Source organism: Mesobacillus boroniphilus JCM 21738 (genome assembly GCF_000517385.1).
Lineage (GTDB): Bacteria > Bacillota > Bacilli > Bacillales > Cytobacillaceae > Mesobacillus > Mesobacillus boroniphilus.
In genome coordinates this window covers 1-25,603 of record NZ_BAUW01000060.1, presented here as the reverse complement: position 1 = coordinate 25,603, position 25,603 = coordinate 1, and the positions used below count along the sequence as shown (strand labels likewise).

23 protein-coding genes, 4 pseudogenes and 1 riboswitch are annotated in these 25,603 nt (G+C 39.0%); of the genes and pseudogenes, 7 read left to right on the top strand and 20 right to left on the bottom strand.

Features of this window, described 5'->3' with window-relative positions; genetic code table 11:
- Positions 1–39: 39 nt before the first annotated feature.
- From JCM21738_RS15185 to fdhD, 4 genes are all read right to left on the bottom strand, one after another.
- The gene (locus tag JCM21738_RS15185) at positions 40–777 is read right to left on the bottom strand and encodes an amino acid ABC transporter ATP-binding protein (protein ID WP_023615192.1); all 738 of its coding nucleotides are present in this window, start codon (positions 775–777) and stop codon (positions 40–42) included.
- Positions 778–790: 13 nt separating this feature from the next.
- Positions 791–1,450, bottom strand: a complete 660-nt coding sequence (locus JCM21738_RS15180) for an amino acid ABC transporter permease (RefSeq protein ID WP_023615193.1) — start codon at positions 1,448–1,450, stop codon at positions 791–793.
- A gap of 113 nt (positions 1,451–1,563) precedes the next feature.
- Entirely contained in the window at positions 1,564–2,352 is a 789-nt protein-coding gene (locus tag JCM21738_RS15175) for a transporter substrate-binding domain-containing protein (RefSeq protein WP_023615194.1), read from the bottom strand.
- Between the two features lie 510 nt (positions 2,353–2,862).
- Positions 2,863–3,651 carry a formate dehydrogenase accessory sulfurtransferase FdhD gene (gene fdhD / locus JCM21738_RS15170; RefSeq protein ID WP_023615195.1) on the bottom strand — a complete coding sequence of 263 codons (789 nt, stop codon included), beginning with the start codon at positions 3,649–3,651 and terminating at the stop codon, positions 2,863–2,865.
- Positions 3,652–4,129: 478 nt separating this feature from the next.
- Here fdhD and JCM21738_RS15165 point away from each other — a divergent pair.
- The 3 genes and pseudogenes from JCM21738_RS15165 (at position 4,130) to JCM21738_RS15155 (ending at position 8,307) form a co-directional block, all read left to right on the top strand.
- Positions 4,130–5,390: pseudogene (locus JCM21738_RS15165) on the top strand (L-lactate MFS transporter).
- A 73-nt stretch (positions 5,391–5,463) separates the two neighbouring features.
- Positions 5,464–5,826 carry a Na-translocating system protein MpsC family protein gene (locus JCM21738_RS15160; protein WP_023615197.1) on the top strand — a complete coding sequence of 121 codons (363 nt, stop codon included), beginning with the start codon at positions 5,464–5,466 and terminating at the stop codon, positions 5,824–5,826.
- Between the two features lie 122 nt (positions 5,827–5,948).
- Positions 5,949–8,307 (top strand): annotated as a pseudogene (locus tag JCM21738_RS15155) (FdhF/YdeP family oxidoreductase).
- 121 nt (positions 8,308–8,428) lie between these two features.
- On the opposite strand, the gene JCM21738_RS15150 reads toward JCM21738_RS15155, so the two are convergent.
- The gene (locus tag JCM21738_RS15150; protein ID WP_023615199.1) at positions 8,429–8,665 is read right to left on the bottom strand and encodes a hypothetical protein; all 237 of its coding nucleotides are present in this window, start codon (positions 8,663–8,665) and stop codon (positions 8,429–8,431) included.
- 383 nt (positions 8,666–9,048) lie between these two features.
- On the opposite strand from JCM21738_RS15150, the gene JCM21738_RS15145 reads away from it, so the two are divergent.
- Positions 9,049–9,372, top strand: a complete 324-nt coding sequence (locus JCM21738_RS15145; protein ID WP_052019740.1) for a hypothetical protein — start codon at positions 9,049–9,051, stop codon at positions 9,370–9,372.
- 282 nt (positions 9,373–9,654) lie between these two features.
- Here the strand turns inward: JCM21738_RS15145 and JCM21738_RS15140 are convergent.
- From JCM21738_RS15140 to JCM21738_RS23415, 3 genes and pseudogenes are all read right to left on the bottom strand, one after another.
- Positions 9,655–11,207, bottom strand: a pseudogene (locus JCM21738_RS15140) (IS1182 family transposase); the annotation flags it as partial.
- A gap of 239 nt (positions 11,208–11,446) precedes the next feature.
- Complete coding sequence (locus JCM21738_RS15135; RefSeq protein WP_023615201.1) at positions 11,447–11,989, bottom strand: general stress protein; 543 nt, start codon at positions 11,987–11,989, stop codon at positions 11,447–11,449.
- Between the two features lie 255 nt (positions 11,990–12,244).
- Positions 12,245–12,397 (bottom strand): YfhE family protein, encoded by a 153-nt coding sequence (locus tag JCM21738_RS23415; RefSeq protein WP_023615202.1) that lies wholly within the window; start codon positions 12,395–12,397, stop codon positions 12,245–12,247.
- Positions 12,398–12,572: 175 nt separating this feature from the next.
- Between JCM21738_RS23415 and JCM21738_RS15130 the strand changes: the two genes are divergently transcribed.
- Both JCM21738_RS15130 and JCM21738_RS22590 read left to right on the top strand, forming a co-directional pair.
- A complete protein-coding gene (locus JCM21738_RS15130) occupies positions 12,573–12,902 on the top strand; it encodes a hypothetical protein (protein WP_052019737.1) in 330 nt (109 codons plus the stop codon).
- Positions 12,884–13,144, top strand: coding sequence for a hypothetical protein (locus tag JCM21738_RS22590; RefSeq protein ID WP_052019734.1), 261 nt, complete (start codon positions 12,884–12,886; stop codon positions 13,142–13,144). Before JCM21738_RS15130 ends, JCM21738_RS22590 begins: the two co-directional genes overlap by 19 nt.
- A 65-nt stretch (positions 13,145–13,209) precedes the next feature.
- On the opposite strand, the pseudogene JCM21738_RS15125 reads toward JCM21738_RS22590, so the two are convergent.
- The 7 genes and pseudogenes from JCM21738_RS15125 to JCM21738_RS15100 form a co-directional block, all read right to left on the bottom strand.
- Positions 13,210–13,985: pseudogene (locus JCM21738_RS15125) on the bottom strand (TatD family hydrolase).
- A gap of 39 nt (positions 13,986–14,024) precedes the next feature.
- Positions 14,025–14,729 carry an ABC transporter ATP-binding protein gene (locus JCM21738_RS15120; RefSeq protein WP_369385759.1) on the bottom strand — a complete coding sequence of 235 codons (705 nt, stop codon included), beginning with the start codon at positions 14,727–14,729 and terminating at the stop codon, positions 14,025–14,027.
- Positions 14,729–15,253, bottom strand: coding sequence for an ABC transporter permease (locus JCM21738_RS15115; RefSeq protein ID WP_369385758.1), 525 nt, complete (start codon positions 15,251–15,253; stop codon positions 14,729–14,731). The genes JCM21738_RS15120 and JCM21738_RS15115 overlap by 1 nt, the downstream gene beginning before the upstream one ends.
- On the bottom strand, positions 15,250–15,489 hold the full coding sequence (locus JCM21738_RS27445; RefSeq protein ID WP_369385757.1) for an ABC transporter permease family protein: 240 nt from the start codon (positions 15,487–15,489) through the stop codon (positions 15,250–15,252). Before JCM21738_RS27445 ends, JCM21738_RS15115 begins: the two co-directional genes overlap by 4 nt.
- On the bottom strand, positions 15,489–15,779 hold the full coding sequence (locus tag JCM21738_RS15110) for a thiamine-binding protein (RefSeq protein ID WP_031307935.1): 291 nt from the start codon (positions 15,777–15,779) through the stop codon (positions 15,489–15,491). Before JCM21738_RS15110 ends, JCM21738_RS27445 begins: the two co-directional genes overlap by 1 nt.
- Positions 15,780–15,781: 2 nt before the next feature.
- A complete protein-coding gene (locus tag JCM21738_RS15105; protein WP_023615208.1) occupies positions 15,782–16,783 on the bottom strand; it encodes an ABC transporter substrate-binding protein in 1,002 nt (333 codons plus the stop codon).
- Positions 16,784–16,908: 125 nt separating this feature from the next.
- A riboswitch (TPP riboswitch) is annotated at positions 16,909–17,016 on the bottom strand.
- Between the two features lie 77 nt (positions 17,017–17,093).
- Positions 17,094–18,146: a DUF2515 domain-containing protein gene (locus JCM21738_RS15100; protein WP_023615209.1), complete on the bottom strand. Its 1,053-nt coding sequence runs from the start codon at positions 18,144–18,146 to the stop codon at positions 17,094–17,096.
- A gap of 277 nt (positions 18,147–18,423) precedes the next feature.
- On the opposite strand from JCM21738_RS15100, the gene JCM21738_RS15095 reads away from it, so the two are divergent.
- On the top strand, positions 18,424–19,278 hold the full coding sequence (locus JCM21738_RS15095; protein WP_023615210.1) for a manganese catalase: 855 nt from the start codon (positions 18,424–18,426) through the stop codon (positions 19,276–19,278).
- Positions 19,279–19,517: 239 nt separating this feature from the next.
- On the opposite strand, the gene JCM21738_RS15090 is transcribed toward JCM21738_RS15095, so the two are convergent.
- The 5 genes from JCM21738_RS15090 to JCM21738_RS15070 form a co-directional block, all read right to left on the bottom strand.
- Positions 19,518–20,030, bottom strand: coding sequence for a HEPN domain-containing protein (locus tag JCM21738_RS15090; protein ID WP_023615211.1), 513 nt, complete (start codon positions 20,028–20,030; stop codon positions 19,518–19,520).
- Between the two features lie 12 nt (positions 20,031–20,042).
- The gene (locus JCM21738_RS15085; RefSeq protein WP_023615212.1) at positions 20,043–21,212 is read right to left on the bottom strand and encodes a GmrSD restriction endonuclease domain-containing protein; all 1,170 of its coding nucleotides are present in this window, start codon (positions 21,210–21,212) and stop codon (positions 20,043–20,045) included.
- Positions 21,213–21,846: 634 nt separating this feature from the next.
- Positions 21,847–22,872 (bottom strand): DNA (cytosine-5-)-methyltransferase, encoded by a 1,026-nt coding sequence (dcm, locus tag JCM21738_RS15080; RefSeq protein ID WP_023615214.1) that lies wholly within the window; start codon positions 22,870–22,872, stop codon positions 21,847–21,849.
- Between the two features lie 15 nt (positions 22,873–22,887).
- A complete protein-coding gene (locus tag JCM21738_RS15075) occupies positions 22,888–24,294 on the bottom strand; it encodes a protein NO VEIN domain-containing protein (RefSeq protein ID WP_023615215.1) in 1,407 nt (468 codons plus the stop codon).
- A 22-nt stretch (positions 24,295–24,316) separates the two neighbouring features.
- A complete protein-coding gene (locus JCM21738_RS15070) occupies positions 24,317–25,363 on the bottom strand; it encodes a DNA cytosine methyltransferase (RefSeq protein WP_023615216.1) in 1,047 nt (348 codons plus the stop codon).
- Positions 25,364–25,603: the final 240 nt, after the last annotated feature.

Sequence of the window (25,603 nt, the reverse complement as noted above, 5' to 3'; positions counted from 1 at the left end):
CTAAAAAATGAACGCTTAGAGAAACTAAGCGTCCATCCTTTAAAATGTTTTGCTTAAAAACTCTTGCGTACGTTCTTCTACTGGGTTATCAAAGATTTCATCCGGGTTGCCTACTTCCACAATCCGGCCTTCATGCATATAGACAACCCAATCAGCTACCTCGCGCGCAAAGCCCATTTCATGTGTTACGACTACCATGGTCATGCCTTCTTCTGCAAGTTCCTTCATCGTTGCCAGTACTTCTCCAACCAGCTCCGGATCGAGTGCAGAAGTCGGTTCATCGAACAGCATGATATCTGGCTTCATCGCCAGTGCTCTGGCAATTGCTACCCGCTGCTTTTGCCCTCCGGAAAGCTTGGATGGGTAGACCTTTTCTTTATCTGCGAGGCCAACCTTCCCCAGCAGCTCTTTTGCTTCCTTGATCGCCTGTGGTTTGCTGATCCCCTTTACATGGATTGGTGCCTCGATAATATTCTCAATCACATTTTTATGAGGAAATAGGTTAAAGTGCTGAAAAACCATGCCAATTTTCTGGCGTACTTCGTTCAGGTCATGAGAATCTGCATTTACTTCTTCACCTTCAATGATAATTTGGCCATTATCTTTGATTTCAAGGAAGTTCAGGCAGCGCAGCAAAGTACTTTTACCAGAACCACTTGCCCCAATCAAACACACAACGTCGCTTTCTTTTACCGTTATATCCACATCCTTCAAGACATGAAGGTCGCCAAATGATTTATTCAGTTTTTTAACATTGATTATATCTCTTCCGTTCAAAACAAATCCCCCCTTAATCACTTACCGAAAGTTTCTTCTCAAGCATTCCAACCAAAGCAGATATCAAGTAAACAAGGAATAGATAGTACACAGCAACGATGAGCAAGTATGTCATATTGTCAAAATCGTTTGCCCCTTTTGTTGTCGCGACATTGAATAATTCGTACATTCCAATGAATGCTGCTAGTGATGAATCCTTGAGGCCAATGATGAATTGATTCCCAAGAGGAGGCAAGGCACGACGGAATGCTTGTGGAAGGATAATTCTCCGCATTGTAAGGACCCTGCTCATGCCAAGGGAACGGCCGGCTTCCATTTGTCCCTTGTCAATAGATTGGATCGTTCCCCTGAAGATTTCAGCAATATAGGCGCCGTTATGGAAAGCTAGTCCAAGGGCTACAGACCAGAAAGCGGAGATATTTAAATTGGTCATCCCAAAATAGAAGATGAAGATCTGGACAATCAACGGAGTTCCTCTGACCAAATAGATATAGGCATATGCAATCCATTCCAAAACTTTAATTCCTGATATTTTGAGGAAAGCAAAAAACAATCCTATGAAAATTGCAATCAAAATCGAGACTGCTGTAACCTGCAATGTGAGCAGCATGCCTTTGAGGAATATATCATACGTATCAAAAAAGACTTCTATAACATGCGACAGACTAGGCAAAATTCATTCAACTCCCTGTGGGCTCATTTATCGTTCTTATATTTGTGGTAAAACATCATTTTAAGCAGAAACGAATGTGCAGTTATACCGCACATTCGCTCCAAGTTGACAACTTATTCCTCCGGTTTAGCTGTGATATCTTCACCGAAATATTTTTCACTGATTTCTTTCAACGTTCCATTTTTTCTTAAAGTTTCCAATGCATCGTTGACTTTTTTCAGTAATTCATCGTTGTCTTTGGCTATGGCGATTGCCTGCTCGCTTCGGCCAAGAAGTTCTTTGCCTTCGATTTCAAGACCTGCACCAATCGCTTCTTTCCCTGTAATAAAGTCCGTTATAACAGCGTCGTGCCTTCCATTGGCTAACGCTTCTAAAGCAGTTACGTCACTGTCATAAAGCACAATATTATCTGTCACTTCTTCAGCAGTCTTTGCATAAGTAGAACCCTTTGAAACTGCTATTTCCAGTTCATCAAGATCATTTAGTTTTTCTGCATCGCTATCTGGTCTTACAAAAATCTGAGGTCCAGAGTAGTAGTACGGTGTGGAGAAATCCACATGCTTCAAGCGATCTTCGTTAATAGTATGGCTGGCAACAGCAGCATCGAAGCGCCCAGATTTAACACCTTCTACAATACTGGCAAACTTGAACTTTTTCTGATTTGGTTCTAGACCCATTTCCTTTGCCACTGCTTCGGCAACATCAATGTCAAAACCAGTCATCTGGCCCTCTCCGTTCGTCACGCTGAATGGTTTGAATTCACCAGATGAAGCAAAAGTAAACTTTCCATTCTCAGCCAATTTTATGCCGCCGTCACCGGATGCCTTTTCATCGCTGCCGCAAGCAGCCAGGAGACCTAACATGGTCACCATAATAATGAATAATGAAAAAATTTTCTTCACTGTTTATAACTCCCCCCTCATAATCTTTATTTCTTTAATATTTATTCTGTTAAACGGTCCTTATAACCCAATTATAAAAAATCGTAACATTCAACCCAAAGTACTTATCCCCATTATTCGAGAATAGTAAACTGATATTGTGAGAATTCGTCCAAAATTCCTATTCTGCCGAAAATTGCGCCTAAATATGAAAATCCATTATAACAATAATTGTAACAATCCTGTAATATTCAATCGAAATTCAAATTATCTGGTAACTTATCAAATCGTGTGATATTCTTTGTTCTCGTCTATTGAGCCTGCCGAGCCTCCTTTTTCCCTCTATATGCTCTGATACTCCGGATTCTTCCATGTCCGACAATGTGCGCGAAAAAATTACATTATACTAGGAAAAGCCAGACTCCATATATGGAGTCTGGCTTTTAGTATATTTGGTCTATTAGAAATCGCATGAAAATAATACTATATTTCAAATGAATTTTGTTCGATGAAACAGAATATAAAAAAACTTTAATCAATAATTCTTTCTGGGCAGGAATACACATTAAAGGATTTTCCACGGATAAAACCCACAGCAGTTATGTTTAAGTCCTTAGCTAGTTTGATAGCAAGGTCTGTTGGAGCTGATTTGGACAGGACGATGCCTACCCCGATCTTCGCAGCCTTCAATAGTACTTCTGAGGAAATCCTGCCACTAAATACAATGATTTTATTTCTCACAGGCAACCTATTCAAAATGCTATATCCATATAACTTATCCAGCGCATTATGTCTTCCAATATCCGTGCGAACCGCAATCATTTCATCATGGGAACAAAGAGCTGCATTATGTACTCCTCCAGTTTCAAGAAACACCTGAGAGCTGTTTTGCATTTGGTTCATCAGTGCAATGCTCTGAGTCGCTGATATGGTTGTATTGGACATCGAGGTTTTCGCTGTCCGGGCATCATTGTGAAAATAAAATTGACGGCTCTTCCCGCAACAGGATCCAATAAAGCGTTTTGAATAATACTCCTGGTTTGTTGTCATACTCACCTTAAGCATAACGTAAGCATAGCCTCTGCTTTCATCGATGCTAAGTGAATGGATGTCATTGTAGGAACGGATAACCCCTTCGGATGCCAGAAAACCGACAACCATTTCCTCAAAATGTGTAGGAGTGCAAACCATCGTGGCAAACTCAATGTCATTTACATAAATCGTCAATGGAAATTCGTTTACGATGACATCCTCTACATCCAGGAATTGTCCATCCTTGTATTTTTTTATGGTATATTTATCACTCATATTTTCTAACATAGTCGTCACCTGAATTTTAAGAGTTTGAGAATACTTAAAATCTAAACACACTTTTTTATTTTTCTCAAGAAAAATTTACAACACACCCATAGTGTAAAATTGAATTAGCAACCTAAAATGTATTGCATCTGCAGTTCTAAGATGATAAAATTTTTCCGAAGTTCACTATTCTGTCATATTTTGATTCGAGATAGCGATCCTGTCGTCGGTTAAGGTGTAATGGATATATAAGCGATTAACTGTTGGTCCATAGTAGCGATACCTGCTTATTACTAACCGTCAATTTTTCTGTCAATGTCCGCTTCTTTCTGGCGGGCTTGGAAAGATTGACGGTTTTTGGTTTTTTGAGAGAGAACAGCGAACAACAACAGTATACATATCGAGCTTGGAATCTCTCTATTTGCAGTTTAGTAGATTCCATAAACTTCAATGTCATATCGAATTGTTTTTTGGAAAATTAAAGTAAGGGGGAAAAAGCATGAAAAACACGAAGAACCGATGGCTTATCGCTGCGTCTGCAGTGGGAATCCATATATCTATTGGTTCAGTGTACGCCTGGAGCAATTTTACGAACCCATTAATCGAGGAGTTCGGTTGGACTTCCAAGGAAGTACAATTTACCTTTAGCCTTGCAATCCTTTTTTTAGGGTTATCAGCTGCATTCCTTGGACATTTTGTGGAGAAGCATGGACCAGAAAAGCCGGGCTACTTGCAGCGGGCTTTTTCGGAGCAGGAATTTTAGGGTCAGGCCTTGCGGTTAATCTTGGATCATTGCCATTATTGTATATTACTTATGGTGTTTTAGGAGGCATAGGACTTGGGGTGGGTTACATAGCACCCGTTTCGACTTTAGTAAAGTGGTTCCCTGACCGACGCGGTCTAGCAACAGGACTTGCCATCATGGGATTTGGATTCGCAGCAGCGATCAGCAGCCCAATCATGGATTCTCTGATTAAATCTGTAGGCACTGCCAAAACATTTTACATTCTAGGCGCAGCTTATTTTATTATTATGACACTATCATCACTATACCTTGAAAGACCACCAGTTGATTGGGCTCCAAAAGGCTTCAAGGAAAAAGCAGAGTCTGGAAAAGTGAAAGTCAAGAAAGATCTTTCCCAGCTGACAGCCAACGAAGCAATTAAGACTTCACGTTTTTACTATTTATGGATCATGCTCTTCATCAATGTTACTTGCGGTATCGCGATCCTTTCAGCTGCAAAACCGTTAGCTGAAGAAGTATTGGCTTAACTACTGCAGAGGCAGCAGCACTGGTTGGAGTTTTAGGTTTATTCAACGGATTTGGACGAATAGCTTGGGCTTCGATTTCTGACTATATCGGCCGCCCCAACACCTACACAATTTTCTTTGCAACACAGATTCTCTTATTCATGCTGCTGCCCAATACAAAGGAAGCCTTTCTATTCCAGGTAATGCTTGCGGTAGTTTACACAATGTATGGCGGCGGTTTTGCGGCCATCCCAGCATTCATAGGTGACATATTTGGAACAAAACAGCTAGGTGCGATACACGGCTATATCCTTACTGCATGGGCAGCTGCAGGATTGGCTGGACCAATGTTTGCAGCCTGGATGAAAGACACTACAGGAAGCTACGCAACAAGCTTGACGTTCTTCAGCGGACTGTTTGTTATTGCCCTGGCGGTGTCCATTTTAATCCGTCGTGACATCAATAAACTTCGAAAACAAAATGAAGCAAATGAAAGACTGGCTGGTTAATTCTTTTTAATTGCCTCATCGTATGGTAAAATACCAATCATCTTAAAACCTGTATAGATGACAGGAGGATATCATGAATAAATACGAGGCAGAATTCAGCAATCTGGTCCGATCTTTTCGCAAAAAGCATATGGGAAAAGGGCCAAGCAAAATAACCACTACCTTCTGTAAAAAATGGGCCATCTGTGAAATGGAAGGAAACCTTTCACCTGTAGAAAAATTCATTGCATCAGCAAATGAAGGAAAACAGGCACTGAGGGCTGCGAGAACGGAAATGGTAAAAGAAATGTACCGAAAGAACCCTCCATTGGAAATGGAAGAGTTTCTAGGATGCAAGTTGGTAGAACTTTTTGTAGATATAGATATCGATCGTGATTTTGGAATGTCCATCTTTGTTTTTGATGAGGATATTCAAGAAAAATTCAGTAACATATAAGGTATGACACTTGGCAGCGAACCTGCTAAAGGTTAACCACCGTTAGAACCTGGAGCAGCGTCTTCAGGTTAACGGTGGTTTTTTATAGACTTAAAGATTGTTATAAATGGGAGTGTTTCAAATTGGGTAAAACAAAACATCCAGGACCGCAGAAAAAAGCGGCAATGCCAGCGCCAAAGCACTGGGTAAGTCCGATTCCTTTCGGGCTTGGCAAGGTTAAGCCGAAACATATAAGAGATACCATGAAAACTCTTTGGGACAATCGGGACAACTTCGGCTACGCGACCAACATCCTGACCAAGGGAGTATGTGATGGTTGTGCATTAGGTGTATCCGGTCTCCATGACCAGACATTAACAGGTCCTCATATTTGTACGACAAGATTGAATGTCCTCAGGCTGAATACTGTCGGAGCAATCAAGCCGGAAATCCTTCATGCAGATATTGATGAGCTCAGGAAATATGATAGCACCCAACTTCGCAAACTGGGACGTATCCCCTACCCAATGATCCGCAGGAAGGGTGAGCGGAAGTTTTCCCGCATTACCTGGGATGATGCAATGGATATGATTGCAGAGAAAGCGAAAAAGCTTGATCCAAAACAATACGCTTTCTACCTGACAAGCCGAGGGATTACAAATGAATCTTACTATGTAGCCGGAAAAGTCTCCCGCTTTCTAGGTACGAACAATATTGATAATGCAAGCCGGATTTGTCATTCACCTTCTAAAACAGCGCTAAAAAGGTCCATTGGCGTTGGGGCTTCTACTTCTAATTACCAGGACTGGATTGGCACTGATGTCTTGTTGTTCTGGGGCAGCGTAGCCTCTAACAGTTCACCGGTTTCGTCGAAATATATGCTGGAAGCAAAGAAAAAGGGAACAAAAATCATTGTCGTCAATCCATATAGAGAACCGGCAATGGATGAATACTGGATTCCTTCAAATCCAGAATCCGCTCTATTCGGCACGAAAATCGCGGATGATTTCTACCAGGTCAATATCGGTGGAGACATTGCTTTCATGCATGGGATCATGAAGCATTGGTTTGATATGGAGAAAATCAGGCACGGTTCAGCCATCAATCATGAATTTGTTCAAGAGCATGTGAATGGCTTTAAGGAATTGAAAACAAAGGTCCAGGAGCAAGAATGGGAAGACATTGTCGCATCTTCTGGCATTTCTAAAGAACGCATTATCGAGTTGGCGGAACTGCTCGCCAACAGCAAAAATGCAGTTTATGCATGGGCTCTTGGTTTGACGATGCATTCATTTGCAACAGACAATATTTCACAAGTGGCAAACCTGGCATTGCTCCGGGGACACCTTGGCCGAAAGCACGCAGGTCTGATGCCTTTCCGCGGACACTCTTCTGTTCAGGCAGCGGTGAAATGGGTGCAGATCCTTTCGTTCTTCCAGGCGGAGATTTTCTTGGGGAAAATATTAAGCGAATTGAGGATCTATGGGGATTCGAACTTCCGAATTGGCAAGGCGACATCGTCGGAGTAACTCTCGAGAATATTTTGCTTTCTGAAGAACATGAACGCAAAATCAAAATGTATTACTTATCTGGAGGCAATTTTCTCGAAACGATGCCAGACCCAAACTTTGTGGAAAAAGCATTGTCTGAACTCGAAATTCGTGTCCATCAGGATATCATTCTGAATACTTCTACCTTGTTGATGCAAGGGAAGCCGTCATTGTCCTTCCTGCGAAGACTCGTTATGAACAAGAAGGCGGAGGAACTTCCACTTCCACTGAGCGAATGGTTTATTTCAGTCCGGAAATCGAGGGCAACAAGAATCAGGTTGAAGAAGCTCGCGCAGAGTGGAAAATCTATATTGATTTAGCTAAGCGGGTCAAGCCTGAGACTGCGCATTTGGTTGATTTTAAAGATGCACAGGAGATTCGGAATGAAATCGCACTGGCAAATCCTAATTATGATGGAATACAACATCTTAAAAAAGCAGGAGATGTGTTCCAGTGGGGTGGGGCTTGGTTATGTGAGGACGGAATCTGTCCTACTTCAGATGGAAAAGGAAATTTAATTTCAGTTGATATCCCTGAACTTGGTAAAAAGGAAGGACAATTCATCGTTACCTCCCGTCGTGGAAAACAATTCAATTCCATGGTCTACAATGAAGTGGATCCACTTAACGGTGCTGGACGCTATGATGTCCTGTTGAATGCAGAAGACGCACAGGACCTTAGCATTGCCGAAGGAGAAGGAATTGTTCTATACAACGGCTTCGGTGTCTTCCAGGGCAGAGCTAAATTCGTAGATATTTCACGGGGTAACGTCCAGGTCCACTTCCCTGAAGGAAACTTCCTTCTGCCAAGGGGACGCTATGAAAAGTATGCCGGTATCCCGGACTACAACATCACAGTCACTCTGGAAAAAGCTGACCGTTTCAACGCCAGAAAAGACGTCGAACACCACGAAAAACGCATTGAAGATGATGAACTTGACGCACCAGCATAAGGATTAATAAAACAGCTTGCAGATTTAGAAGTCTGCAAGCTGTTATTTATTATAAAATATATTGGAAATGCCAAATAGGCGGTTCCTGTTTTTATAAAGTGAATTTCAAGACAATCGCTTTCTAGAGCCACCTTGGCCCTCTGTGACCTTCATTCCTTCCCTCTTCCGAGCTGCTTTCTTCCTCATTGTGTTTCTCTTTTTCAAATTCACGACCCAATCTTCTTCTTGGACTAAAGAAATCAAACGGATGCCTTCTATCCTCATGGTGACCCTCTGGCCTTTCCTGAATGATTTCAACTTCTTTGGCATGAATTGTAAGTTTATCTACATGGATAACCTTTCCTTTTTCACGTGACATATTTTCCCCTCCTGCGTTTATTTATTCTGTATTATCCTATTCGTGTTCCCACGAAGGGTATAGGCGGATTTTAAATTTGAATGTTTCTCAACTTTTAAAAAACCATTTTGTACAGATTATGGAACGAGAGAAAATAAAAAGGTATTCGTGTCATATTTTTCAATCTATATCTTCGTTTATATGACCAGTCCATGGGTAAAACTTGTACATTGATTACTTAGGTTCTTTGCATAAACTTTGCTGTTTCCCAGCCAAATGTTTTTCGATTATCATTCAGTTCCTAAGTCTAACTAATAAAGCGAAAATTAAAGAAGGCGGATATAACAATAAACAACAAGCCATTACTAAAACTAACCATTATTAGGAGAGGAGGTCGCTGAACCATGTTCGGTTTTTCTGACTTCGTGGGCTTTCTATTGGCCCTCTTACTTATTTATCCTGTCGTTTCACTGATACATGAATTAGGCCATTCTTTTTTTGCATGGATCTTTGGAGGGAAATTCACTTTCTCACTTGGGCGGGGCAAAACAGTTTTCAAGAAAGGACCATTCAGTTTAAACAGCATGTATTTTTTGGATGCTTTTTGTGAGTATGAACAGTTAAAGTGGAACAATCGTCTTACCCACTTTCTTGTCCATGCTGGCGGAATCATCTTTAACCTTGGATCAATATTGGTGCTGAATATCCTTATCTCGCAAGGATCTTAGAACCTCATTCAATCTATGTCCGCTATTCCTATTTTTCTGTCTGGCTGGCAACCTTTTCATTGATTCCAGTTGATTACGGCAACGGCAATTATAGTGATGGGCTGGCCATTTACCATGTTATTCGTTATAATGAGTGGCCAAAACTTACCGGATAGATTCTCATCAGTTACAGAGGCTGGGACAAATAGCTTCTGAAATCTAAAAAAAGTGAAATCGTCGATGCGATTTCACTTTTTAGATTTTATTGTGAGGTGTGCGATTCAGAGTTTATCCTCTTTTCGCATATTTTCTTAAATTAACAGCCATTAATGCAAGGCCCATTTCGTTTTCAACCTTTGAGTTTCCTCGAACAGAAAATCGAGTGAAACCTAAATTAGCCTTCAAGAATCCAAAAACTGGTTCTACATCAATTTTACGTTGACGATAGATAGAGCCTGTTTTTTCTTCTGAAAGCTTGTTTCGAACATATTGTTTTTGTTGCTCCCATTTCTCGTTAACCGCGATTTTACGGTTTGTACCTTCTTGCGCCTTTGTACAAAACTCTCGTAATGGGCAACCTGTACAGTCTTCACATGAATAAATTTTAAATTGGCGCTGAAATCCTGTTTTATCTGTACGTGTTGAATGGGATTGAAACGTCAGTTTCTTTTCATTTGGACATGTGTAGGTGTCATTCGTTTCATCATAAGCCCAGTTACTTGTTTTGAACGGATCGCTCTTAAACTTTCTTTTCCTCTCGTTTAAGTAGAGATTATATGTAATTAAAGGTGTTTTTTTACGATTTGACATGATATCTTCGTAATTTTGTTCACTCCCGTAGCCGGCATCTGCACGATATGTTCTGGTAATTCAAAGTACTGTTCTTCTATTTGGTCAAGAAAGGGTGTCAATGTTTTTGTATCTGTTGGGTTAGGGAAAATACCGTATGCTAATGTGTATTGTCGTTCTGTTGCGATTTGTACGTTATAGCCAGGTTATAGTTGTCCATTTCTCATGTAATCGTCTTTCATTCTCATAAATGTCGCATCTTTGTCTGTTTTGGAATAACTGTTACGTGTACCAAAAATCTCAAAATCATTTTCATACTTTTGCTTACGTTCAATCCAATCATTCATTTGCTTCAGAATCTGTTTCGGCGTTTTCCGCTCACTACGTAACTGTTTTCGTATAGAGACATCATCGGAGTTCTCAATTTTTTGTGTATAGTCCTCGACAACTTCCTCTAACACTTCAGCGATTTGTGTAAGTTCTTCAATAGAGAGCTGCTCCTCATTTTCACGCTTTAATTCAGGAATGATTTGCTTTTCTAGTAACTCATTGTACATTTTATTCGATTTTTCAACGAGACTATCAAGATGCTTCTCCACAGCCTTCTTCCAAACGAACGTAAATTTATTGGCGTTAGCTTCAACTTTTGTACCATCAATAAAAATGGCTTCTTGATCAATAAGTTTTTCTTGTACGAGCTGGACACGAAACTGCACAAAACATTGGCGAACGAGTTCTTTCATATCAGGGTGAACTCGGAAACGATTGATCGTGCGATAGCTTGGCTCATATCCTTGCGTGAGCCACATCATACGTAGACTATCTTTAGTTAAATCTTCTATTTTCCTACCGGAGAAAGCAGACTGCGTGTAGCCACATAAAATGACTTTAAGGATTATGCGTGGGTGATAAGATGGACAGCCTGTTTGACGTTTAAACGCATCGAAGGCTTCTTCTGGAATACTTTCGACCAAATGGTGGATGGAGAACGCAATATCATTTTCTTGTAATTTAATGGCTAAATCTAAAGGTAAAACAATTTGATTCATGTTATAATCTTTAAACATAAGGACCCTTCTTTCTGATTGAATTTTGTGTGGTAACTTTATTTTATCAGAAGTGGTCCTTATTTCTATTTAATAAATAATCAAAAGCCGGTGAAATTTTACTTGTCGTAAAATTCCACCGGCTTTTTCATCTCAGAGGTGGGTTTTGTCCCAGCCTCTTTGTGAGTTTCATGCAAAACCATTTATCACCCATAAAATAGAGGCATCCCTATCCAAAGGAATGCCTCTTGCCCTCCAGCTTAGGAAGCCACATACATATCAGTGTTTAATGAATTAGAGTCTCTAAAAGTGGTATGGATTTCCTCTCTTCTTTCCTCATCCACTTTGACTAACACCAGGATATTGCCATCCTTCAAGTATCTCTCATATTCCTTGGCGTCATCTTCCGTTACTCCTGCGCCTGTCAGTGCACCTACAATTCCGCCCCCTGTAGCGCCAATTGCTGCACCGCTCAACGTTGTTGCAAGCGGACCAGCGGCAGCAAGGACACCAATCCCAGGAATCGAAAGCAGGCCGATTTCGGCAATCAGACCAGCGATTCCTCCAAGGACGCCACCAGTCCCAGCGCCAATACCGGCACCCTTACCAGCATTTTTTCCTCGATCAGAATCATTTTCAATTACATCTACATCCGTTTTGTCTTCGATGTTCTCCAGTTTATCATCGTCTTTTGCAAAGATCGATAAATCGTGAGCGTCAAATCCCATTTCCTTAAGTCTTCTAATTGCACCAATTGCTTCGTCTGTATTCCTGAATACTCCACCTACGATTGTCTTTTCCATAGACTATTACCTCCATTCAAGTTTTTACGCTTTCGCTGATTGGGCGTAATGCTTTCTGTTGTGACATTTAAAGTCTTAAAACTGAGATACTCAAAACTAAGACTTGTATGCCAAAACGGCTATTTACCATTTAACAAAGCGTGTGATTTTGCCTACATAGGACCAATATCCGTCACATTTTGGACTAAACATTGAGTTCTTCTCCATGAAATATGGAAATAGAAAAGATGGCCTAAAAGCCATCCTTTTGTCTATCTATTTACCTTTGATTCCGTTTTCTTCTCTGTACTTATTTTCCGCCTTTACTGCACGAGTGAATTCCTTTGCGTAAAGCACTTCCTGAGCATCAGTCAAACTATTGTTCTGTTCCGTATTCAACCCTTTGTTAGGAGCTTTATTCTTATTCATTTAATAATCCCTCCTGAGTTCGAATTAGATGATCTCCATCTATTATTTTTCTACCCTGAGGATACAGCAGTAAACAAAACCGATATAAATGGCAACATTTCCAAGGAGATCCTCCCTAAAAACATAGTAATGGTTTGTCCTCGCCTTTCATATGATGGTGAAAAGGAGGCTTGCCATGATTATTTTTAATGCTTATGTTCTTTTTAGCCTCGCCGTTACACTTCTGCTTTCCATTATGCTTGTACTTCGTAACAAAGATCGATTGACAGGCATGAACGGAATGATTATTTCAATGTATCTCGGCATGAATATTGGATTGACTAGTGGAGTTTTATTTGGAACTGTTTTTCAAGGTGATTTATTTCTTTCTACCATTCTATCAATGCTTATAGGGGCAGCGGCCGGCACTATAATGGGGGCTTTGGTCAGTGCTGCTGCAGCAATCGAAGGTCTTATGTCCGGGATGATGGGCGGGATGATGGGGCAATGCTTGGAGAAATGCTGATGCCTGAAAAATCGCTGACCTTGATCAATATCTTCTTGACGGTATCACTTGCAGCCCTATTCCTTTTTAAGATACTTTCAAAAAATGAGGCATCCATTAAATCAAAAAAATATATCATAAAACCAGTCCTTATTTTCACATTGTTTATCATCTACCTGTATTCAGGAAGTCTTCTTGGGGATGACTGGATTAATGACTTATATTTAATTAAAGACCAAGAACAGCACCTGCATCATCCCTGATTCTGTCAATGGCAATTACCCTGATATAAACGAAAGGATAGGAGCAGCCTATCCTTTCGTTTATATTATATTTGATAGAAGCTTTTCACCTGGTTGTACAAACTGTTGTACACATCTTCAACCCTGACCTTCTTAATGGCGGCAATTTGCTGGACCACATGATGAACCATTGAAGGCTGAGTCAGCTTGTCTTGAAAAATCCCTTCAAAAGGCCAAGGTCCATCTGTTTCTGGCATGGTCATATGTAATGGATAAAATTCTGCAACCTCTCTGGTTTCGATTTCGTATAGGATATCTGGAGTGAATGATATAAAATACTCGTTCTCCACCATTCTCTCCATTGTTTTTTATCCCCTTTAAACCAATGAAAATGAGCCTTCCTTAAATTATGTTTTTCCAACAGGTCACATACTGCAGATGCATCATCATAAATTGCATGAAGGATAATCGGTTTATCCAGCTTCTTGGCCAAAACAATGAATTGCTCTAAAACCTCCACATAACCCCGATAAGGAAACCTGCTGCCTTTAGCCTTGTTCCGCAGATAATAAGGCAGTCCAACTTCACCGACAGCGACCATTTTTTCTTTATTAGATTCTATCCAATTTAACAGTTCTCCAACTTCATTATCAGTTGGCAGAGGCTGTTCAGGATGGTAGCCAAAGGCAGGATAAATATTTGGATGGTGATCAGCCAATCTCAGGTTTTCTTTGCTGGATAAAAGGTTCATTGAGACTGTTATCATACCTTCCACCTTCTCTTCCGCTAACGTTTTGATAATTTGATTTTGATCTCTTTCTGTATATTTATCAAAATGAATATGAGCATCAAACACTTTCATGCAATCCACCTGCCTTCAAATCGCTGTATATTTCCCTTTTCAGCTCGAGAAACTCGCTTTCCACAAGCAAAGTGTCTGTTCGCGGCCTTTTAAAAGATACCTCGATCTCACGAATGATTTTAGCTGGCCTAGGAGATAAGAGATAGATCCGATCAGATAAAAAATAGCCTCTTCAATGTTGTGAGTAATAAACAGAACGGATTTCCTCTTCGCTTCCCAGATCGATAACAGCCACTTTTGCATATCAAATCGTGTGAACTCATCCAGTGCAGAGAATGGCTCATCGAGCAGCAAAACAGATTGTGGACTTAGAAGCGTCCTTAAAAAGGCGACTCTTTGCTTCATCCCTCCTGAAAGCTGGTGTGGATAAGCATCCTGATAGTCAAATAAGTTTATTTTTCTTAACCATTTTTGAGCTTCTTGTTTATCAGGCTTATGGAATAGTTCCTGGCCCAGCAAGACATTATCTATTACTGTCCTCCAGGGCAGTAGCGAGTTCTGCTGGGGCATATACGCTATATTCCCTGTTTCACCGTTAATTTTTCTATGATCCAGAAACAATTCTCCTTTTTCAGGTTGAATCAGGCCTCCAATACATTGAAAAATGGTGCTTTTCCCACTGCCAGAAGGACCAATAATGGAAACAAATTCTCCATCATTCACATGCAAAGTAATATCATCAAGCACTACCCCTGTATCTTTAAAGGATTTGGTGACATTTTCAAGTCTGATTTTTGCTTCCATCATTTCTCACCTTTGACCTTCCACTTAATCACATTCTTTTCAATCATCACAATAACACTGTAGAGCAGCATGCTGAAAAAGATAATAATGAAAATGGCAATAAAAACCCTGTCTGTCCTGAAAGCTGAGGAGGATAGTGTCATGAAAACACCTATTCCTTTCTCAGCCCCCAGCCATTCTGAAATGACAGCACCCATGACGCTGTATGTCGCTGCTATTTTCAATCCAGAAAACAGAGGTGACAGTGAATTAGGGAGTTCAAGCTTCGCAAATATCTGGAACCGTGTTGCGCCTGACATCCTCATATAATGCAGAAGCTCTCTTGGAACATTGCTGAAGCCATCCAATGAAGCAATAGTGACCGGAAAAAAACAAACTAAAATGATGATGAGCAATTTAGGCAAAAAACCAAAACCGAACCAAATGACCAACAAAGGAGCCAAAACGATGATTGGTACATTTTGCGATAAGATCAGCAATGGATAGAATGCGTTTCTCAGAGAAGGTATTAAGTGAAGCATCATGCAATTAAAAATCCGATGGTTGAGCCCAGTAAAAGGCCGATAATCGCCAATGTCAAGGTTGCTCCAATATCCGGCAAAAATAATGGATAACTCGTCCATGCTTCTTTAAAAATGACAGACGGAGCAGGCAGCAGCCATGCCGGTACCTCCTGAACACGAGCAATCACTTCCCAAAATAAGAAGAATAGGAGGAGAACCAGACATGGCCTCCATCCTTTATTCCATAGCGTCATCATCAGCGATATTTCTCCGTCAGTCTGCCCATCGTGATGCCTTCTGGCTGATACAGGATTTTCACCTGAGAGATCACGTTTGGAGATCCGAGCTCAATCATTTTCTTATTCATCTCAGCAATCACAGCCAACAGGTGCTCCAGCTCGCCCTCCATTGTTGTCTCAAGCGGGTGAACTTCATAATTTACACCAGACGAATCAATGATTTTGATTGCCTCATCAACCAATCCAATGACCTCCTTGGTTGAAGAAGCCTTAGGAATAATTTGTACACTCACTAACGCTGTTGCCATCATTAATTCCCCCTCTTCGGTAAAAATTCATTCGTAAAAGCTTTTTCTGCTTCTAATTCCTTCTCCAGAAGGCCATTTTCAAACATCCATTCACTGTAATTCTCCCAAATCTCCAGCTTTTGCTCTCCCCAGCGCTCAGCGTCATCCTGGTACTTAGGGGAAAGCCATTCCTGACTTCTCTTCACTAGCTCTTCATCCAAATCAGGTACCTTCTTAATCAAAATATCCGCACTGTCAGCTGGGTGCTCAATTGCAAATTCATATCCCTCAGTAAGGGCAGCCATGAATGCTTTGACTGTACCCGGGTCATCCTTGATCATTTTTTCATTCGTAGTAATGACTGGTGTGTAGTAATCAAGTTTAGCTGAGTAATCTGTTAGATACACCATATTGATAGGTTCATTGCGAATTTCCGCCTCGACTCCCGTCCACCCATAATAAATCCAGGCAAAATCAATATCACGATTCACGGCGGTAAAAAAGTCAGAGTCTCCCATATTAATAATTTTCACTTTCTCCACATCGGCATTTTCTTGTTTCATTAATGAATTGATTACAGCTTTTTCAATTGGGGATCCCCAGCCGCCATAGGTTTTGCCTTCAAAGTCTTTTGGTGAAACTATATTTTTGGCCTTAGGCGAGGCAAATCCTGATGTATTATGCTGAAGAACAGCCGCCAGTGAAACAAGCGGTATCCCCTGGATTCTAGCCTGGGTGATTCCTTCCTGATAACTTACTCCGAATTCCGATTTTCCTGATGCCACAAGCTGGTCTGCTCCCGCTTCCCCCGGAAGGATTATCTTTACGTCCAAACCATGATTCTTGAAATAGCCTTTTTCTTTTGCAACATAAATTCCTGTGTGATTTGTATTCGGTGTCCAATCAAGCACAATGGAAACCTTCTTCAATTTGTCTTCTTTCTCCGCTGATGACTGGCTTGAAGAACAAGCAGCCAGACTCCAGACTAATAAAAATGCAGAAAACAAGATTAATAACTTCTTCATTTATTCCCCTCTTCTCTATTTATTTGACAATGAAGGTGGAAAAGAAGGATAGGTAAAGTTAGTAAAATAAAAAATGCGCTCAGGGAATCCCAAGCGCATGAAAAAATCCATAATAAACGAAAAAACGTCTATCAGAAGATGTTCCCTACGCTGGTACTAACCAGATCAGGTTAAAGGGTCAGCATCTATCGACACTTTCTCAGCCGGCACCACCGGCTCCCCTACATTTCCAATTCTCCAATTGTCATCTCTACTATATAGAATGTTTTATGATTCGTCTAGAAAAATAAACCATTTTCTTTTTTCATCTCTAATCAAGGATAGAAATGATCTTCTTGGCAAAAGCAGCAAGTTCAAGCTTTTCAAGTGTCTGGCAGTAATCATATTCTATATTTCCAATAGAAGGTTCATCTATCCCAGTAAGATAGTCTAACACTTTAAAATCATCAAACCATTCCCCAGCCTCGGCCTCAGGATGTTTAACGTTTTTCCAGGCATTATGAAGTTTTGGGCTGTAGATTCTCCTTGCCCCTGGTTTTAACTTGCAGGAAGTAAATTTTATTTGATATTTAAGTCCAGGAATGCCTTCATGCACATCGTTGAAGATATGGGGCCAGTAATCTTTTCGTGAACCCATATGTGGGTGTGCCACAGCCCACTCTTCCACCTTTTTCAATACCTCTTTATCAAAAAGAATGGCATACAGTCTTTTTCCTAATTGGATTCGTTCATGCAATGATTGAAACTGGTTCACTGTCTGTCCAGCCAGCTTAGTCACACCATAGTCATTGTATGGGAAAAGAATTTGATTGAAGGACAGGAAATCCTGTATTTCAAACTCCAGGGTACTGAATACATCCTTGATATAATTTTGATTTTGGATAACTCTGTTTTCAATATAGTTTTGTTCATTAATAATCAGGCCAATTGTGAGCATGGATGAATTAGACGATTCCCAATAATAATCCCATATCGTCTCAATAAAGACCGAAACATTAAAGTGGGAAAGCAGCCTGAATAGCGGTTCATTCCTTTTAAGACTTTCTTCATAAAGCAGCAGCTGTGGAAACGCATCCTGGAAAATAAGCCAATTGCCTCGTTCAAGGAATGAGAAAAAAGAGCTTTTTTCTTTTTTGGATAACAGTCTTGTTAATAGTTCTCCTTTTAAATCCGTCATGCTCCATCCGCCATTCCGGGACACCATATGGGCCAGGAATGCCCAGTGGATTTCCGGGTGCATCTTATAAAAGTCCAGGTACGCTTTCGTTCTAGTAATATTGTTTTTGTTTAGATTCTCGGTCTTTAACTTTATCTCTTTTATAATTTTTGTCTCTTCTTCTGAGGGGTTTTTAGCCAATTTCACTTTTTGCCTTCTTTTCAAACTTTCTTCAATCGCTTTAATAGGCGGCTTAACTTTTCTTTTAAAAAAAAAGATTGTCCATCCCCCCTTATTCAGGATTTAAATCACCACCACAAATAAGTTCCTTTTTCATTCTATTTCTTTTTTATTAAATAAATGAGCTAATCGCTGAAGAAATACAATCAGCAATTCCCCCTCAGTTTGCAGGTCCAAGTTCCCTAAACTGAAATCGCCCATATCATAGCATTGGAGTGTGAATTTTGTTTTGGGGAGGAATACGATGTTTTATCACGTTAAAGAATTACAGTATCAAGCAAAACCAGAAAGGCCAGACCCTGTCTATGCCAGAAAACTTCAGGAAGTTATTGGTGGTCAATTCGGAGAAATTTCAGTTGCAATGCAATATTTATTCCAGGGATGGAATACGCGCGGTGATGGGAAGTATCGGGATCTCCTGATGGATACCGGGACAGAAGAACTCGCCCATATTGAAATGCTGTCTACCATGGTCGCCAGGCTTTTAGATGGAGCACCTGTTGCAGCACAAGAGGAAGCTGCAAAGGATCCCATGATGAAGGCGATTTTAGGAGGCATGAACCCTCAGCATATCATCGTATCAGGCTTGGGAGCAATGCCGGCTGACAGTGTTGGAAACCGTTGGACAGCAGATTACATCGCCGCGAGCGGCAACCTTCTCGCCGACTTCAGGGCAAATTTGAATGCTGAATCCCAGGGAAGGCTCCAGGTTGCAAGACTATATTATGAAACGACGGACCGTGGAGTACGGGATATGCTTTCCTGGCTGCTCGCACGAGATACCATGCACCAAAATCAATGGATCGCAGCTATAAAAGAATTAGAAGCAAAGGAAAATGTAGTAGTGCCAAGCACCTTCCCGAAACACCTGGAAAAACAGGAAGTTTCCTACGTACTGTTTAATCTTTCAGAGGGAGACGAAAGTGCGGCAGGCAGATGGGCAAGCGGAACCAGCATGGACGGACTCGGTACATTCCAGTACGTCCAAAATCCTGCACCTTTTGGGCCAAAACCTAAACTTAAACCAGCACCTCCTTATATTTTTAATACACCACCCTCGGTCTTGCGCAATGAACAAATACCGCCAAATTTGATGTGAGAGACAAACAAAAAAGCTTCAACCCTTAAGAAAAGGATTGAAGCTTTTTTAGTATGATTCCTACTGGGTTCGAACCAGCGACCTCTACCCTGTCAATTCAATGACGCCTTTTTCCTTTAATAATTTTACGTACTTTAAAGTGCGTTTGAATAAGGTTTGTATCAATTCACGGAAGGTTTTTTGTCCCCTAGTTATTTTAAGGAATTTATAATAAGTGACCAACCGTGTGACCAAACAACCTATGATAACCTTTCCCTCAAATAAGACAAAAAAGGTAAAGCATTTCTATACAATCCATAAATTTCTTCAGTTGTTTTGTCTATAACATAGGTTCCTGCATTTTGATGAACTAAATTATTCCTTAGCTCTCCCAATTCAAGAAAGGATTTCACGTTACTTTCAAGCTCTTTCTCTTTTATTTGCTTTTCAGTTTCAGTCTTGAAATCACTTCCAAAGAGTCCCCAAAATTGATTAGCGTTTTTGCCCTTCCAATCAAAATACGTATGGTACTGTCTTTGTATTGCTTTATTCTTTACGAAAGATACAATAAAGTCATTACCCGCCGAATGTTCTTGTATATACTTGACCACAATATCAGTGATTTCTTTTTCAAAGTAGCTAGCACCAGATAACAACAATATCTTCTTAAGTTTATTATCCATATCATTTCGGAATGATACTTCATTTTGACCTTCGAGAAAATCCAGGAGTTCTTTATTTTCTTTAAACTGTATATCGATAATAGTTTCCATATAAAATTACCTTTATTGAACTTCAAGAGTTTCTTGGGCAATTTTTAAACGTAATTTTACGTTATCCGAACTAGCAGTTGCTGAATGTGTTGCCTCTACAAACTCTGGATTTTCTCTTAATTCTTGAATATTCTTTTGCTGAATATAATGGTCAACTAAAGATTTTTCCTTTAGGTATGGCTGACATGTTGCAGTAAACACAGCCTCAAATGTAGAAATATTAAATTTCCCTGTTTTTGTATAAAAAGCAGTTGGCTCTAATTGTTCACAACTATTTAGGAATGAGTAAAATAGTTTCTCTAAATATTCTATTTCTTTATCATCAAACTTTTGAGAGGTATTAGCAAACTTATTTAAGAAGTTAACCATAGGGGCTCTATAGCTTTCTCCTTCGTACAACATTGCAAAACCTCGAAGCAATATCTCTATATCCTTTAAGCGCAAATCAGGATTTGGCTGACCAAGTAACCTTCTCCACTTTTCATCAATATTAATTCTTTTTAACATATCGTCAAATTTAGAATGATGTAAACTAGAACGAATCTCTTGAGGACGTAAGTTAAGACCTCCCGAATTCAAGCGATAAAAGATTTCGTAAATTGACGAATTATCTTCTTCAGGATGGTTTTGCTTAATTATTATATTTCTTACAGTACGCAGGTCAAAATTAGTTTTATATTCGCCTAGTGTTTCATAAGTTAAATTCTTTAATTTGTTTGGTCTCCCAGGCTTATCAGCTAATTTTAATTTGAACGGTCTAAAGTATTCAGAACTCTCTAATATTTCATCGGGTATCTTTCCTTCTTTGTCAAAGATATTACCTAATTTAGTTCGTTTATCTTTTCTAGGAAACCGTTGTTTCATAAAATAATAAATTGACATTAGCCTTTGTTGTCCGTCAATAACAAGAAATTTGTTACGAGCCTCTTCATAAAGAAAAATTTGAGGGATTGGTAAACCAATGATTAGTGATTCAATTAATTTTGACGCCCTTACAATATCCCAAACAAAATTTCTTTGAAAAGACGGTATTTTAACAACTCCAGATTCTAAAAAGTTATATATAGTAAGAATATTAAAATCGTTAGGAGAGGAAGTTATATCATATTCATTAAAAACGTATTCATCTGCCGTTTCTGCATCTTCTTCTTTATAAAGCCAATCATTTTCTTCTTGAACCAAGTTAAACACTCCCTTTGAAACTATCCAGCTTAATATAATGACCAGTACGGTATTTAATAAAAATTATACAGCAATTGGAGAAATATGTCTCTTTATGTTTTTACTAATAAGATGGGCTGTTTTGTACAGAAATTTAAAAATCACCATTATATTTACCTTTTGAACTATAGAGTAAGAATGAGAGATTTAAAGAAAACCCATAAAATATGTAAGGGCTCTAAAGATTTTTCTATATATTCAAATACAAATTAAGTTAAATAACAATAAACCTTTATAATTTTTTTCATTGTTAAATATTCACTAATGCTGTGCATATGTATAAAGTAAAGCTTCCATATAAAAAAGTTAACTCAATTCTCTTTACATACCTTTTACCTGTGGTATGTGATAATAAGAATGGAGGTATATGATAAGTGAGCTCAAAGACACAATTACAAATGGTAAAGCTATTTTTAGAGGATAAGATTAGATTGTGTAAACAATCAATGATGGATAGACATAATAAATGTTCTAAACGTGATTTAAGGCTTTACAATGAACTATTAGGAATGTTAAGAGACGCCAAACATTAAGAACCCTTTAAAGTGGGTTGAACTAAAAGAAGCAGCCTCTAGTAGCTGCTTCTTTTCTATTATCAGATGAGTTGTAATTTTGTATTCTTAGGATTTTTAGTTTCAACTTCAATTAAAACATCAGCCAATTTTCTCCCAACATTCCACATTAAAACAGGTGGAATCGCGTTACCTAACGCTTTATATTGGGTTCCTTCAGCTCTTACAAGCTTAAAGGAATCAGGGAAAGACTGAATCCGTGCAACTTCTCTAGGAGTAAATCTACGATATCTACCATTCAGTTTTAATACAGGGTCAGTGCTGTTCAGACTGACCTTGGCTAAATGTGCTCCCACCGTATTACATGGTTTTGTGATATCCTGGGCTCGTCCTTTGTTCATATCTTTCTTTGCCTTTAGCATCCCTTCAACTGCTTTTTCACTAAAATAGTATTTCTCTTCAATTTGATTTTCAGGGAAAATAATATTCTTCAATGGGATAAAAGACTTATCGAAAAGGCTCCCTTCTTCAAAATAATTTGGTTCAGGGAACTCAAAGTTAACATTTAGGTCATTTCGTATGCCAACAATAAAAACACGGTATCTATTTTGAGGAACACCATATTCCGCAGCATTTAGAAGTCTATACTTAACTGTATATCCTGCTCCTTCGAACTCCTGAACTATTAAGGGGAATGCTTCTCCTTTATTTGCTGAAAGAAGTCCTTTTACATTCTCAGCAATAAAAGCCATGGGCTGCTTCTTTTTTAATACTCTAACCATCTCAAAAAACAGTTTTCCTGTTTCGTCATTTTTAATTCCTAATCTCTTAGGGTTCTGAGCTACTATAGAAAAAGAAACACATGGAAATCCACCAACTAAAATGTCATGTTCAGGTATATCGTCTTCATGAACATTCCTTATATCATTAACATCTGGAGTAATATTAAAATTCTCTTCAAATATTTCCGCGATTTTTGCGTCAATTTCATTAGCAAACACTGTTTCGAAGGGGAGGCTTTCATACTGCTCTCCTAAGAACTCAAAGCCGCCTTTAAGTCCTAAATCTCCTCCACCGCAGCCTGAAAACAGAGAAGCAACTTTATACATTTAACTTCACCTTCTTTATATTAAAAGAGTCTCCTCTATTCCACATTTATTGGGGTCAAAAATAATATCCATACCATTACGTGGTATAGCTGATAAATTGCCATTTTTATAGTTACCAACGGGGTCTTGAATAACACAGAGCTTTATTGAGCCTTTGGTAACCATTAAACGATATACAAAATATCTTTCTTTATTTGAATCCGCAGCACTCCATTCATTGGGTGTTAAATGGAACCTTGTGAAGGCAAGAGGAGTGGTACTAGAAGTGGTTTTCACTTCAATATTCCTGTGTGTTTCATTTATTTCTCTAGAATTAATATCGTATCCGATAGCGTACTGAGTAGGTATTAATTTTACCAGATGTTCAAGGTCTGGTCGACCTTCTTGAACTAATCGTTTCTTTTCATGATTTAATATTAGGCTTTCACCTATTGAACCAATACTACCTGTAGATGATAATCCACCTTCAGCAATTATTCTATCTAAGTCGATAAGACTCTTTAATTCTTGATACTGACTTGTTGTATCTGCTACCAATGCGAGTATGTCAGTATCAAAAAATCCTTCATCACGAGGTGTATTGAAATAAGAAACCCATTCCGCGTCTAATTCTTTAACTTCTGATAACGTGAGAGTAGCAACATCAGCAATTTCGTTATAATAGTCAAACAAATCATTGGTTGGATTTAGGAACCTGCGTATGGCGATGCTCTCAGTCTGGTTAATATAATATTTATGATTAGGTCTGCTGACTAATAAATTAGCTTGCACCATGTAATCCAATATATCCCCTGCATACCTTATGACATCGCCTCTCCAGTCGTACTCTAAGTCCATCTGTCTGTTTTTCCGAATCAATCTCCAAGTGGCTTTTGGTGTTCTGCCATCCCTTGTTACACGCAAGTCATTAAAGATACAGTGTGTGGCTTCTGACTTACTTATGCCAACACGTACCCCTTCTTGTGCTTCAGCTTCCGTTAACAATTCAAGTATGTAAGAACATGGACGAAAGTTGATGCCGTTCCTTAAATATTCTAAGTTAACATGAGGCTTTAAAAAACCTCCTGGATACTGAAAATGATAGCAAAACAACTTAAAGAACTTTACTAAGTCCTGGTTAGTTGCCAATTCTATAGCTCTTTTACTTGGTTTAAGATAGTCTCCTTCTCGTTCAATAAAAGAGAATAGTGCGTCAATTTCAGTACGCCAGTTATTAATGGTCTTTTGAGTTTTAGTTAAATTCCCAGGATATTTTTTAATTGCAAAATCAAAATCTAGTACGAAATCCCTTATTCGTTTTCTGCCAATTGCTGCAATTTCAGATGCAAAATAAATTAATACGTTTTCTATGTCATTCTTGAAGCGGGGTCTAGGATGATGTAATCTAAAGTAATGCTTGCTTGGTACATTGTACAATGTCATTTAATTCACCCCGAAAGTTAAGCTATGATAAATATTTTAATAGTTCTTCTGCTAGTGCCTTTGCTAATAGTGGAGGAACTGCATTTCCAACTTGTCGGTATTGCTGAGTTCTATTTCCATAAAAGATAAAATCATCAGGGAAAGATTGGAACCTAGCATTTTCTCTAACAGTTGGCACTCGATTGGCTTTATAGTGGAAATGGTGACGGTGACCAGTATCAATGGTTAAACTTGGTCTTTTACTATGGTATCTCGTCCAAGCCACATTAAATTTCCTAGTTCCTCTAAATTCTTCTGGAAGGTCTTTATAATTCCCACCTTCAGGAACTAAGCTTATAATTTGTTTAGTTTGGTCACTATGATTAGTTGCCTGATGATTAAATACTGCCTTTGAGTTATTCCTACAATATCTCTGAAAATCATTTTGTGGTTCCGTAATATAGTGCTCAATGTCGTTCCCGAAAGAATCTTCTAATACGGGTAAATCTGAAGTTGCCTCTTCTGTAGTAACCCAATCACTTTCAAAGAAAATCTTAGGTTCGGGAAATTTAAATTTCTCTCCATTTTTTAAACCAACAAAGAAAACTCTCTTTCTAGTTTGAGGAACACCATAATCAGCAGAATTTAAAAGTTGATAACTAACATTATAACCCATTTCTTGGAATTCTTCTAATATACTATCTTTTATAGCACCTTTAAACAGACTTACTAAACCAGGAACATTTTCTATAACAAACGCTTTCGGTTGTAGTTCCTGAACAATTCTGATAAAGGAAAGATAAAGTTTATTTCTTGGGTCATGGAGTTTTCTAGGTCCAGCCAAAGACATCCCTTGGCATGGAGGACCACCAATAACCACATCAATATTTTTATTTCCTACTAATCTTCTAATCTCATCTCCTGAAACCTCAGTAATATCTGTGCTAATACCGATACTGCCTTTATGATTTTTAACAAAAGTATTTACCGCAGCTTCATCGTTGTCGATTCCTAATAAGGTGTTGTAACCCGCTAACTCAAATCCTAACGATAAACCCCCACACCCACTAAATAGGTCTATAATATTCATTTATATTTCTCCTCAACCATTATTTCAATGCAATTATTTAGTCTAAAAAATTTGTCGAAAAAGACTCTCCGTAATTCTTAATTGTAACAAAAAAAGACAAATTACTGAATGGAAATCTTAAATAAAACTGTTTCAGCAATTTAAATCCCTATTCCGTATCATTGTTTCATAAGCCTTTGTATGTTGAATTGAATTTAATAAAAGATACTATCCTGCCTGTGGTGGGTTATCGACACAAAC